The 11,663-nt window shown below is 69.3% G+C and carries 12 protein-coding genes; 10 read left to right on the top strand and 2 right to left on the bottom strand.

The genetic code is table 11. From position 1 onward, the window contains the following. The first annotated feature begins 10 nt into the window (after positions 1–10). Genes QOZ81_RS00390 through queA form a run of 6 tightly spaced genes read left to right on the top strand, consistent with a single transcriptional unit; the run spans position 11 to position 6,039 of the window. A complete protein-coding gene (locus tag QOZ81_RS00390; protein ID WP_291203303.1) occupies positions 11–1,021 on the top strand; it encodes a hypothetical protein in 1,011 nt (336 codons plus the stop codon). Further along, positions 1,018–1,608 carry an RNA polymerase sigma factor gene (locus tag QOZ81_RS00385; protein WP_341849990.1) on the top strand — a complete coding sequence of 197 codons (591 nt, stop codon included), beginning with the start codon at positions 1,018–1,020 and terminating at the stop codon, positions 1,606–1,608. The genes QOZ81_RS00390 and QOZ81_RS00385 overlap by 4 nt, the downstream gene beginning before the upstream one ends. Beyond that, positions 1,605–2,306: a hypothetical protein gene (locus tag QOZ81_RS00380; protein WP_291203309.1), complete on the top strand. Its 702-nt coding sequence runs from the start codon at positions 1,605–1,607 to the stop codon at positions 2,304–2,306. The genes QOZ81_RS00385 and QOZ81_RS00380 overlap by 4 nt, the downstream gene beginning before the upstream one ends. Beyond that, positions 2,303–3,112 carry a tetratricopeptide repeat protein gene (locus tag QOZ81_RS00375; protein ID WP_291203311.1) on the top strand — a complete coding sequence of 270 codons (810 nt, stop codon included), beginning with the start codon at positions 2,303–2,305 and terminating at the stop codon, positions 3,110–3,112. The genes QOZ81_RS00380 and QOZ81_RS00375 overlap by 4 nt, the downstream gene beginning before the upstream one ends. Positions 3,113–3,161: 49 nt before the next feature. Next, positions 3,162–4,970: an ABC transporter ATP-binding protein gene (locus QOZ81_RS00370; protein WP_291203314.1), complete on the top strand. Its 1,809-nt coding sequence runs from the start codon at positions 3,162–3,164 to the stop codon at positions 4,968–4,970. Positions 4,971–4,980: 10 nt separating this feature from the next. Beyond that, a complete protein-coding gene (gene queA / locus QOZ81_RS00365; RefSeq protein WP_291203317.1) occupies positions 4,981–6,039 on the top strand; it encodes a tRNA preQ1(34) S-adenosylmethionine ribosyltransferase-isomerase QueA in 1,059 nt (352 codons plus the stop codon). A 3-nt stretch (positions 6,040–6,042) separates the two neighbouring features. Here queA and QOZ81_RS00360 read toward each other — a convergent pair whose 3' ends face one another. Beyond that, entirely contained in the window at positions 6,043–6,390 is a 348-nt protein-coding gene (locus QOZ81_RS00360) for a hypothetical protein (protein WP_291203320.1), read from the bottom strand. A 150-nt stretch (positions 6,391–6,540) separates the two neighbouring features. Between QOZ81_RS00360 and QOZ81_RS00355 the strand changes: the two genes are divergently transcribed. Genes QOZ81_RS00355 through QOZ81_RS00345 form a run of 3 tightly spaced genes read left to right on the top strand, consistent with a single transcriptional unit; the run spans position 6,541 to position 10,030 of the window. Continuing rightward, the gene (locus QOZ81_RS00355; protein WP_291203323.1) at positions 6,541–7,008 is read left to right on the top strand and encodes a hypothetical protein; all 468 of its coding nucleotides are present in this window, start codon (positions 6,541–6,543) and stop codon (positions 7,006–7,008) included. Positions 7,009–7,017: 9 nt separating this feature from the next. After that, complete coding sequence (locus QOZ81_RS00350) at positions 7,018–8,676, top strand: DUF1800 family protein (RefSeq protein WP_291203326.1); 1,659 nt, start codon at positions 7,018–7,020, stop codon at positions 8,674–8,676. 10 nt (positions 8,677–8,686) lie between these two features. Next, the gene (locus tag QOZ81_RS00345) at positions 8,687–10,030 is read left to right on the top strand and encodes a DUF1501 domain-containing protein (RefSeq protein WP_291203329.1); all 1,344 of its coding nucleotides are present in this window, start codon (positions 8,687–8,689) and stop codon (positions 10,028–10,030) included. A 5-nt stretch (positions 10,031–10,035) separates the two neighbouring features. Here QOZ81_RS00345 and QOZ81_RS00340 read toward each other — a convergent pair whose 3' ends face one another. Beyond that, positions 10,036–10,821 (bottom strand): sulfite exporter TauE/SafE family protein, encoded by a 786-nt coding sequence (locus QOZ81_RS00340; RefSeq protein ID WP_291203332.1) that lies wholly within the window; start codon positions 10,819–10,821, stop codon positions 10,036–10,038. A gap of 65 nt (positions 10,822–10,886) precedes the next feature. Here QOZ81_RS00340 and QOZ81_RS00335 point away from each other — a divergent pair, with 65 nt between their 5' ends. After that, on the top strand, positions 10,887–11,663 hold the full coding sequence (locus QOZ81_RS00335; protein WP_291203335.1) for a hypothetical protein: 777 nt from the start codon (positions 10,887–10,889) through the stop codon (positions 11,661–11,663).

Genomic DNA, 11,663 nt, shown 5'->3' with positions numbered 1-11,663 from the left:
AGGAGCCACCATGCGACGCCCCGCCGCCATTCTGATCCCCGCCGCGGTGGCCCTGGCCTGCCTCCCCTTCACCTCATCCTGCCGGTCCAAGGCCCGCGTTCCCGCCTGGGTCCAGGTCGCGCCGGGGGACAGCCTGGCCGCCTTCTCGGGCGAGGCCGGCTGGGTGCTCACCCACAAGGAAGTCCAGTCCCTCATCTCCCGGGATCCCATGGTGGAGCGGGCCCTCGACCTCTTCATCCAGAAGGCCCACATCAATCCCCGCACCGAGACCGGCCGCCTGACCTTCCATGTCGTCGGCATGCCCGGAAAGGGTGAGGACACCGTGCAGAAGGGCCTCGAGTACGTCCTCATCCAGCTCAACCAGTTCAAGGATCCCACCGCCCTGATCGGGGCCCTGGCCGAGTCCTTCCCCCAGGAGGGCATGCTCCGCATCCAGGGCCGCGACTGGCCCCTCCACGTGATCCTCGACATCGAGACCGGGGGGGTCAAGGCCCACATCCGCGCCGCCAGCGACGAAAAGGGCCAGATCTGGATCGGCTCCCTGGAGGCCCTGAACCGGCTGGCCTCCGTGGCGAGCCTTGGCTCCCAGCCCGACGTGGCGCTGGCGGCCGAATGGATCAGCCCCAAGGCTCCCTTCCAGGGCTTCCTCCAGCCGGAAGCGCTCCTGGGCAGCCTGCGGAACTCCCTGGACGGCAGCATCATCAAGGATCTGCCGAAGGGCGTGAATGCCCTGTTCTGGAGCGTCACGCCCTCGGAGGAGAAGGACCAGCCCGCCAAATTCGAACTGGCCCTGGCGGGAACCCCGGAGGGCATCAACCAGGTCACGCCCTGGCTCCAGCGCCTGGTGGCCGCCGCCAACGCCATCCAGTCCACGCCGGGCTCGGCCCCGGAGCTCATGCAGGAGAAGCGGCGGGTGGGGCTGCGTTGCACCCTGACCACGGAACAGCTCAAGCTGGTGATGGAGAAACTCGGCCTGCCCGGCTTCTCCTTCAAGCTGCCCGGCGGGGACCGCAAGGCATGAGCCCGGCCGTCGCCCTCACTGCAGATGGCGGTTTCCCATCGCCGGACGAGCCGTCCCCCGAATACTGGATGGCCCAGCTGAAGGCTGGCAGGGAGGAGGCTCTGGCCCACCTGATGGCCCGCTTCGAACGACCCCTCTTCGCCTTCCTCCACCGCCGCCTCCAGGGGGAGGCCGGGGTCGTCCAGGAGCTGGCTCAGGAGGTTTTCCTCAAGTGTCTCCAGCATTGTCAACGTTTCGAGGAGGGCCGGCCGGTGGCCGCCTGGCTTTTTACGCTGGCGGCTAATGCGGCGACCGACCATCTGCGTAGAAGAGGGCGGGAGGTACCCCCTCCCGAGACCTTTGACGCACCGGACCCCCACCAACCATCTCCCTGGGAGTCCGTGGACCAAAGCCGGCGGATCCAGGCCCTCAAAGGGGCCCTGGAGGGGCTGACCCCCCGCCAGCGGGCCATGGTCCTGGCCTACTACGTCCACGAACATCCGGTGAAACGGATCGCCCAGGACCTGGGCTGCGCCGAAGGCACCGTGAAAGCCACCCTCTTCCAGAGCCTCCAGAAACTCCGCAAGACCCTCGGACCCCAGCCATGACCTCCTTCGACCCCCAGCGCCTCGATCCCCAGAGCCCCCAGCCCGGGCTCGATGAGGCCCGGCTGTTCGACCTGCTCGAGCAGCCCGAGCTCTGGCCCGAGGACCCCACCGCGCAGGCCGAGCTGGCCACCCTGCTGGAGCTGCACCTGGCCCTCGGGAGCCACGGCCCCGCCCTGGCCGAGGGCCTGGCCCCCGCTCCCCGGACCCGCTGGACCACCCGCTGGTCCCTGGCCGCGGCCGCCATCCTGCTCGTGGCCCTGATTCCCACCTTCACCATCCTCCAGCGGACCCAGAGCCTCAAGGCCCAGGCCCAGGACACGGCCCGCCTCGAGCTACTGGCTCAGAAGCGGACCCAGGATCGCGCCTGGATCGCGTTCTTCCAGCAGAGCACCGCCCTGCTCCAGGATTTCGAACAGAACCCCGCCCTCTGCAAGAAGGGCGAAGAGGATCGCCGGCAGGAACGAGAGATGGCCATGGCCCTTCTCGAGGCCAGCCACCAGCTCGCCGCCCAGGGCGCGCCGCTCAAGGAGGCCGAGATCATCCGGGCCAGCCTGCACTCCTGGCTGTCTGAGGTCGCCTTCGAGGAGAACTGCCTGACCGTGGAGCGGGCCAGGGAGCTGCGGCAGTGGGCCGCGGCCCACAACCTCGAAACCCAGTCGGAGCAGATGGAACGGCGCCTGCGTGGAGAGGGTGCATGAAGCTCGGCCTCCTGATGGTGATCCCCGCGCTGGCGTCACCCGCGGCTCCGGAGCCCGCGGTCCTCCTCGGCGAGCAGCCCGTGGAAAGCCTGTTCCGGCAGGGCCGCGACCTCCGCTACGCCCAGCGCTGGTACGAGGCCTCCCAGGCCTACCGGACCCTGCTCCGCGAATTCCCCACCTCCTCCCGCGCTGCGGACGCCCGCTACTGGCTGGCCGCCAGCCTGGAACAGGACCAGCGCTGGGACGACGCCGCCGAGGCCTACACCGAATTTCTGATGAAGCACCCCGATCAGCGCATGCTCGGCAAGGAGGCCCGACTCAACCGGGTGCGCTGCTGGGGCATCCGCCAGTGGGACAGCCCCACGGCCGTCGCGGGATTGGCCCAGTCCCTGTCGGATGAACGGGAGGAGGTCCGCATTGCCGCCGCCCTCCAGCTGGCCAAGCGCCGGGACGCCCGGGCCGCGCCCGTGCTCCAGGCCGGTCTCCGGGTGGATGCATCCTCCGAGGCCTGCCGCCTGGCCCTGCAGGGCATGGGCATCCAGCCCCAGGCCGCAGGACCGGCTCAGGGGCGCTTCCTCGTGATCCGGGTGAAGGAGCGGGGCAAGGCCGAGGTCCTCACGGTGCGGCTGGCACTGGGACTGGCCCGGGCCGTGGGCGGCTACCTGTCCGACGAGCAGCTGCGCCAGGCCAAGACCAAGGGCGTGGACATGGAGCGGATCATGGACCAGGCCCTCAACGCCCCCAAGGGCACCGAGCTGTTCAGCCTGGACGACAGCAAGAGCAACGTCACGGTGACCGTCGAGTAATCCGCGGTGACGGCGGATCCGGGCGGACCGGCTAAGCTGGTGCCTGACCATGTCGCGACTGCTGCGCTTCTTCAAGGACCACCTCCGTCCCCACGCCCCCCTCATCGCAGGGGGCTCGCTCTTCCTGCTCCTGGCGGGGCTGTGCCAGGGCGCCCTCATCGCCTCCATCAAGTTCGTCTTCGACGACGGCAAGGTGCATGCGCTCCAGGCCAGCCAGCCGGGCCTCTTCGGGCAGCTCGAGCACCTGCGGGCCTGGGTGCTGGCGCACCTGCCCGAGGCCTCCGTCCTGCGCAGCGGCGGCCTCCTGGTGCCCCTGGTGCTGGTCTCGCTCTTCGCGCTGAAGGGCCTGTTCACCTACACCGGCACCCTCCTGATGGTGCGCAGCGGCATCCGGGCCACCCAGGCCCTGCGGGAGCGGCTCTTCGCCCACTTCCTGCTCCAGGAGCCGGCCTTCTTCCAGAAGCACCCCGTGGGCGAGCTGCTCACCCGCAGCATCAACGACGTGGGCGCGGTCCAGGGCATCGCCAGCAACCAGCTGGCTGAGATGGTCCGCGAGATCTGCGTGGCCCTCACCATGCTGGCCACGGTCCTCTACATGGACTGGAAGCTGAGCCTCACGCTCTTCCTGGCCGGCCCCCTCGTCGTCCTCCCGGTGAAGAAGCTGAGCCAGCGCATCCGCAAGGTGAACCACCGGAACCAGGAGGCCTCCAGCCACCTGCTCCAGCGCCTCAAGGAAGTGTTCAGCAACATCCGCGTGGTGCAGGCCTTCTCCCGCGAGGCCTACGAGGTCCAGCGCTTCCAGTTCCAGAACCAGGAGCTCTACCGCCTGGGCATGAAGAGCGCCCGGGCCTCGGCGCTCTCCACCCCGATCATGGAGCTGGTGGGAGGGCTCCTGCTGGCGAGCCTCGCGGCCTACGCCTCGGGCCGCTTCAAGAACGGGACCCTGACCTCGGAGAACTTCCTCACCTACATCCTGGCCATCTACGCCCTCTACGATCCCCTGCGCCGCCTGACCAAGCTCAACAACGAGATCCAGGTGGCCTCCGCCAGCCTCGACCGCGTCTACGCCATGCTCGACCGCCAGCCGGAACTGCCCATCCATCCGAACCCCGAGCCCGTGCCGGCCCGCCCGAGCCTGCTGCGCTTCGAGGGGGTGGAATTCACCTATGACGGCAAGCACCCGGTGCTCCGCGGCGTGGACCTCGAGGTGAAGGCCGGCGAGACCGTGGCCCTGGTGGGGGGCAGCGGCGGCGGCAAGACGACCCTGGTGAACCTGGTGCCCCGCTTCTTCGATCCCACGGGCGGCCGGATCACCCTGGACGGCATCGACCTCCGGGACTTCGATCCGCGGGAGCTCCGCAAGACCATCGGCATCGTCACCCAGGAGACGCTGCTCTTCATGGACACGGTGCACGACAACATCGCCTACGGCATGCAGGCCAGCCGCGAGTCCGTCATCGAGGCGGCGCGGAAGGCCCATGCCCACGACTTCATCCAGGGCCTGCCCAAGGGCTATGACACCCCGCTGGCGGAGACGGGCTCCAGCCTCAGCGGCGGCCAGCGTCAGCGCCTCGCCATCGCCCGCGCCCTGCTGCAGGACCCGCCCATCCTCATCCTGGACGAGGCCACCAGCGCCCTGGACACCGAGAGCGAGCGCGCCGTGCAGGCGGCCCTCGAGACCCTCATGCAGAACCGCACGACCCTGGTGATCGCCCACCGCCTCAGCACCATCCAGCGCGCCACCCGCATCTGCGCCATGAAGCAGGGCCGCATCGTGGAGGTGGGCAGCCACGACGAGCTGCTGGCCCTGGATGGCGAATACGCCCGCCTCCACAAGCTGCAGTTCGCCGAGGCGTGACGTCGTCCCGATGAAGCGTTCCGACTTCCACTTCGACCTGCCGCAAGAGCTCATCGCCCAGCACCCGGCGACCGAACGCGATGGCGCCCGTCTGCTGGTGGTGGATGCACGAACGGGGATCTGGTCCCACCGCGCCATCCGGGACCTGCCGGAGCTGCTGCCCCCGGGAAGCCTCTGCGTGCCCAACGACGTGCGGGTCCGCCACGCTCGCCTCTTCCTGCGGCGCAGCGGCGGCGGGGCCGGCGAGGCCCTGCTCCTGAGGAGCCTTGGACAGGGCACTTTCGAGGCCATGGTGAAACCCGGCGCGCGCCTGAAACCCGGGGCCTCCGCCACCGTGGTGGATCCCGTCTCGGACGCGCCCCTTGCCAGGCTCGACATTCTCGACACCCTGCCCGAGGGCCTGCGCGCCGTACGGGTCCACGCCGAGCACGACCTGGACTGGGACGCGATCGACCGCATCGGCCGGCTGCCCCTGCCCCCCTACATCGACCACCTGGCCGGCGGCGAGGACGAGACCCGCTACCAGACGGTGTTCGCGGCGCGGGAGGGCGAGGCCGTGGCGGCCCCCACGGCGGGCCTGCACTTCACGCCGGAGCTCATCGTGGCCCTGGCAGCCCGGGGCTGCGGCTGGCATCCCGTGCGGCTCCACGTGGGGCTGGGCACCTTCCGGCCCATGACCGCCGAGCGGCTGGAAGACCACGCCATGCATGAAGAGCGCTTCGAGATCCCCGAGGACACCGCGGGCCTCCTCGAGCCCGTCCTGAAGGATCGATCGCGTGCCATCGTCTGCGTGGGCACCACCTCCCTGCGCACCCTCGAGGGCGCCTGGGACGGGCATCGCCTGGCCCGCGAAGGCGCCACGCGCCTCTTCATCACGCCCGGCTACCGGCTGCGCACCGCCGACCACCTGCTCACCAACTTCCACCTGCCCGAGAGCACCCTGTTCGTGCTGGTCTCGGCCCTGCTGGGCCTGGAGGTCGCACAGGCGGCCTACGCCGAGGCCGTGCGGGAGGGGTACCGGTTCTTCAGCTACGGGGACGCGATGCTCATCTTGAACGGCCGCCGCTGAAAGCTACAAATATTCCACGAACTGGTGGATCACCGGAATGCGGTGCTTCTTGCCCTTGGTGGCCTGCAGGATGCTCGTCACGGACATGCCGAGGCACCACAGCAGCCAGAGGGGCAGGAAGAAGCGCACGGACACCGATCCGAAGATGGGGAAGAGCCCGATGATCACCATGGCCAGGGTCATCACGCACTCCGCGAAGGCCAGGATCACCCCCTGCCGGGCGTGCCACAGCAACTCCGAATCCTCCCGGTTCCGCATGTACGGCAGGAAGGCCCAGGGCCCCGCATAGCACAGGATCAGGTCTCGCAGGCGCTCTCCCACGAAGAGCGGGGTCGGGACATCCAGGGGCACGGCAACCTCCACCCCGAAGAATAACGCAACGGAGCGTAAACCCAGTGGTGCCTGTTTGTGTCCCAGGGACTACGCCAAAGGTATTAGCTGTCATGACCTTGACTAGAATGCGGGGTCACCCATGCTGGTCGTTTCCCCTCCTGGAGCCCCATGCGCCTGACCGTCCCACTGGCCTTGCTCTCCGTGCTCTGCGGCTGTGGGGGCGGCGGAACGGCCACGCCACCACCGGCCCCCACCACCTGTCCCATTCCGATCGCCAAGGCCAACCCCACCTTCGCCGCCGACCTCCTGCCCGCCCTGCAGAGCAGCTGCGGCTCGGCAGCCACCTCGTGCCACGGTGGTGCCGCTCCCACGGGCCATGTGAGCTACTCCGGCACACCCAGCGAGGTGCATGCCCGGCTGGTCAACGTCGTGCCCGCCAGTGCCCCCCCTGGAGGCGGCTGGTTCCTGGTGAAGCCCGGCGACCCCGCCCACTCCTGGATCTTGGAAAAAGTCACCCAGGATCAGCCGGGCGGGTCCGGCTACGGCACCCGCATGCCCCAGGGGGCGCCCAACCTCTGCCAACCCACCGTGACCACCCTCTCGGCCTGGATCAGCGCCGGGGCGCTCGACAACTAGGAGCCCGCCATGGCCGTTCTCACCGCCATCTCCAGCTGGACCCTTGCGGATGTCCAGCACTTCGCCCGCCGCGCGGGTTTCGGCCTGACGCCCGAGGCCGCCGCGGGGCTTCAGACCCTGGCCCCTGCCGCCGCCATCGACGCCTGGATCGATGGCACTGGCGCCGCCTATGACGCCACCGCCTTCACGGCAGCCCTGGCCACGGCGGACGTGGTCACCGAACCCCTGGTCACCGCCAATGCCAGCGATGCCGGCAGCGTCGACGTGCCCGCCGTGGCGGCACCCCACGCCTTTCTGGTGGAGGGCACGGATGCCTGGCGCAACAGCCTGAACACCGCCCAGGCCCTTTGCGCCTGGCGCATGCAGCACAACCCCTACCCGTTCCAGGAGCGCATGGCGCTGTTCTGGCACAACCTCTTCGCCACCGGCTGGCACAAGGTGGACAACGCCGCCTTGATGCTCAAGCAGTACCAGCTCTTCCGCGCCCAGGGGCTGGCCCGCTTCGACGACCTGCTCGCGGCGGTGAGCAAGGACCCGGCCATGTGCATCTGGCTGGATTCCGTGCTCAACAACGCCTCCGGCACGAACATCCCCAATGAGAACTACGCCCGCGAGGCCATGGAGCTCTACAGCCTGGGCGCGGACAACGGCTACAACCAGACCGACATCACCCAGTTGGCCCGGGCCCTCAGCGGCTGGAGCTTCACCTTTGCCGAGGCCGACTACATCGCCAATCCCGCCAGCCCCAGCCAGAAGAGGGTCGCCAACGCGCACTTCAAGGTCTACGACGGGTCGAGCATCAGCCCGGATACCCGCCTGTGGTGGGGCGGCACGGGCACCACCAGCTACACCATGCACGGCACGGGCAGCATCGCCCTCTTCGGCCAGACCTTCGACATCACCTCCACCGCCAACGGCTGGGCCAAGGGCGAAAACGCCCTGCGCGCCATCGTCTCGGTGCGCGGGGCCCAGTGCGCCCAGTTCCTCGCCAAGCGACTGCTCACCCATTTCGTCACCACTGGCTACAGCACCCAGGACCTGAGCGACGTGGCCGCCATGATCCAGGCCTCGGCCTTCGATCTGCGGGCGGTGATGAAGACCCTGCTCAAATCGCAGTATTTCTTCGACGTTGCCAACCACTTCGCCCTGGCGGAAGGGCCCGTGTCCTGGCTGGTCCGCGCGGCGCGCATGCTCTGCCCCGCGCTCACGGCCGGCGCGGCCCAGACACCAAAGGGCTACCCCGCCTGGCGCCTGGTCACCAGCAATGCGACCACCTTCGATCAAATGGGCATGAGCCTGCTGGATCCCAGCGGGCCCAACGGCTGGAAGGAGCATGCGGCCTGGCTCAACAGCAACACCATGCGCTACCGCACCAAGGTGGCCGCGGCCCTCGCCATGAACGAAACGCGCGGCTACAACGGCACCACCTATCCCCTGTTCCCGACCTTCGTCACGACGGACTGGTTCCCCGCCGCCCCGGCCACGGCCCAGGCCGTCTACGACCGGCTGGCGGCCCTGCTCCAGCCGGGCCCCATGCCCGCGGGGGTCCCTGCCGGATGGCTCGCGGCCCTGTGGCCCGCCACGTTCACCTGGGACGCGGCCTCGCAGGCCAAGGCCCGGGAGCTGGCCTTCCTCATCCTCTGCTCACCTGCGGGCCAGCTCTACTAGGGAGGCGACCATGACGACGCGACGCGAGTTCATCCAAACCGTGGGCGCCACCGGCGCGGCCCTGGCCGGGCTCAGCGCCTGTGGGGGGGGCGGCAAGGGATCCAGTGGCGGTGGCGGCACCACCCAGCCCCCCATCCCCATCCCCAGCGCCCCCATTCTGGTCATCGTGAACATCGACGGCGGGTACGACTGGCTGAACGTGATGCCTCCCAATGCCGGCACCAACCTCAGCGTCTACCAGACGAAACGCGCCACCCTCGGCATCACGGACACCAGCCTGCTCACGGACTTGGGCAACGGTGCAGCGCTCAACAACGACTTCACCGGCATGGACATCCTGAACGCCCAGGGCCGGGTGGCCTGGATCCCCGGCATCGGCATGCCCAATCCGAACCTGTCCCACTTCACGGCGCAGGACCTCTGGGGCCAGGGTGCCGCCACACCTGCCGGCACCGGCTGGCTGGGACGCTTCGCCGATGCGGCCTTCAGTCCCGCCGGAGATGTGCTCCGGGGGCTCACGGTCACCTCGGATCTGATCCTGATGCTCAAGGGCGCCAGCCGGAGTTTCGTCTCCATTCCCAGTGCCGGAGGCTACGTGTTCCCGGCCTACCTGTTCAGCGGCACGGCCCTGCCGGATGCGGCCCTCCTGGAAACCGGCTGGGGCAGTGCCCTCGGCGCCGCCAGCCCGGATGCGGGCTATCAGGCGGCCGCCCAGGCCGGCAAGCTCTTCTTCGACGCACAGAACAACGCGGCGTTTGGCGCCGGTGGTTCCATCGCCGCCCGCACCCCCACCGTACCCTATCCCGGCGATGCGGCCTACCCGATCAAGCGTGCCGACAACGGCGGCAACTTGACCGGCAGCCTCAGCCGCCAGTTCAAGCTCATCGCGCAGATGATCGCCGCGGGCCTGCCCGCCCAGATCTACTTCTCCCGCCTGGGCGGCTGGGATACCCACAGCAACCAGGCCGTGGACCATCCAAACCTGCAGCGGGCCCTGGGTGGCTCCATCAAGGCCTTCTATGACGATCTGGCCACCATCACCACCGCCACGGGCGTGGCCCAGGACCGCGTGATGATCCTCGCCTACAGCGAGTTCGGCCGGCGGGTGCAGGAGAACAACGGGGGCACGGACCACGGCACCGCAGGCCTCTCGTTCTGTGTGGGCAAGGCGGTGAAGGGCGGCATGTACGGTGGGTACCCCGATCTCTCCAATCTGGACGGCAACGGCAACATGAAGTTCACCACCGACTTCAGAAGCTTCTACGCCACCGTGCTGGACCGCTGGCTGGGGCAGCCCACGGCCACCACCAACACCCTGCTGGGATCCAACTACGCCAGGCTGGCCTTTCTCTGATCCCATCAGGGGTGCCGGCACACCACCAGCAGCGCCATCAAGAGCACGAAGGCCGCGTAGACCTGCTTCAGCCGCGGACCCCGCAGGCGGGTCGCCATCCGGGCGCCGCCCAGAGCCCCGACGGCGAACCCCACCGCCACGCCTCCGATCACCAGCCAGGGCAGCCCACCCTGGGCCCGCGCGTAGACGTAGACGCCCGGCAGCCCGATGGGCGGCAGCATCATCATCAGGCTGGTGAGCTGGGCCTCGTGCTGCGTCATCCGGAACCGTGAGGCCAGGAGGGGGATCACCACCACGGCACCTCCCAGCCCGGTAAGCCCGGACAGAAGCCCCGCCAGGAAGCCGATGGGCAGGCCCCAGTTCCAGAGCCCGGCCAGCTCGACCGGGGAGGTGCCCCGGTCCACGACGGGAGGGTCCTGCCGCAGAAAGGTGCGGATGGCGAGCAGCACCAGGAAGGACGCATACCCCCAGCGCAGGGGTCCCGGAGGAATGAGGTTGGCCAGGAAGGAGCCGCCGGTGACCCCGAAGAGGAAGGCCAGGACCAGCACGGCCACCAGGGGAAGGCTGGTGGTGATCCCCCGTCGCCGATATTCCAGCACCGCCGGGAGGCCCGTGGGCAGGAGCATGGCCGCCAGGGTGGCTCCCTGGGCCCGGTGCTGGTCGAGGCCCAGGATCAGGCCCAGCAGGGGGACCATGACGATGCCCCCACCGATGCCGAAGAGGCCCGAGAGCAGGCCCCCGCAGAGGCCCGTCCCCATGCCGGCCAGCAGGTGGCTTCCGTCCGCAGTCATGCCTGGTGGCCTCCCTCCGAGGATTCTGGGACCGCGTGTGGTCCAATGGAAGGTTGGAGGTTCCGGTGCAGGTGCAGCTCAGCGAGGACGTGGTGCTCGACAGCCGGAGGGCGGTGTGGCTGCCCCGGCACAAGACGCTGGTGCTGTCGGACCTCTTTTTCGGCCTGGGCGCCGCCCGCCGGCGTCGGCCCGATCCCATGCCGGCCACCCCGCAGATGGAGATCTGGGAGCGGGTCTTCAGCCTCATCGACGACTTCGCCCCGGAGCAGATTGCCCTCCTGGGGGATCTGAAGCCCAGCCAGGGCACCGTGGAGGGGGACGAGGCCGAGGAGCTGCGCACCATTTTCCGCAAGCTGAAGGCCGGGGGTCGGAAGGTCGTCCAGGTGGTGGGCCACCCCGAGCGCAGCTCCGGCCCCGCCCTGGAGGGTACCGGCATCGAACCCGTCGAGCAGCATCGGGTGGGCCCCTTCACCCTGATGCACCGGCGACGCATCTTCGTCTATCCCCGCCATGACCCCTCGCATGGTTTCTGGATCAACGGCGGCGTCCACCCCCTCTTCGCCGTCCCCGCCCCGGGCCCTGCGGCCGAGCCGGACTGGCTGCGCTTGCCAGCCTTCCTCTACACGGGCTTCGCCCTGGTGATGCCGCCCTTCGTGAGCTACGCCCAGGGATTCGAGGTCATCCAGCCCGAACGCCTGCCCCGTCAGGCGAGGGCCTGGAAGCTGCTGGCGGACCGCCTCAGCCCCCTGGGCCTGGGCGAACTCCCACCCACGCCCGAGCACCTGCGCACGCTCACGCGGCCACCCCGGAAGGGCAAAGACGCGGGCAAGACGGAGGACTAG

The sequence above is a fragment of the Geothrix sp. genome (assembly GCF_030219325.1).
Taxonomy (GTDB): Bacteria; Acidobacteriota; Holophagae; order Holophagales; family Holophagaceae; genus Geothrix.
The sequence above is the reverse complement of the archived record's forward strand: the minus strand, read 5'-3'. Positions and strand labels throughout refer to the sequence as shown.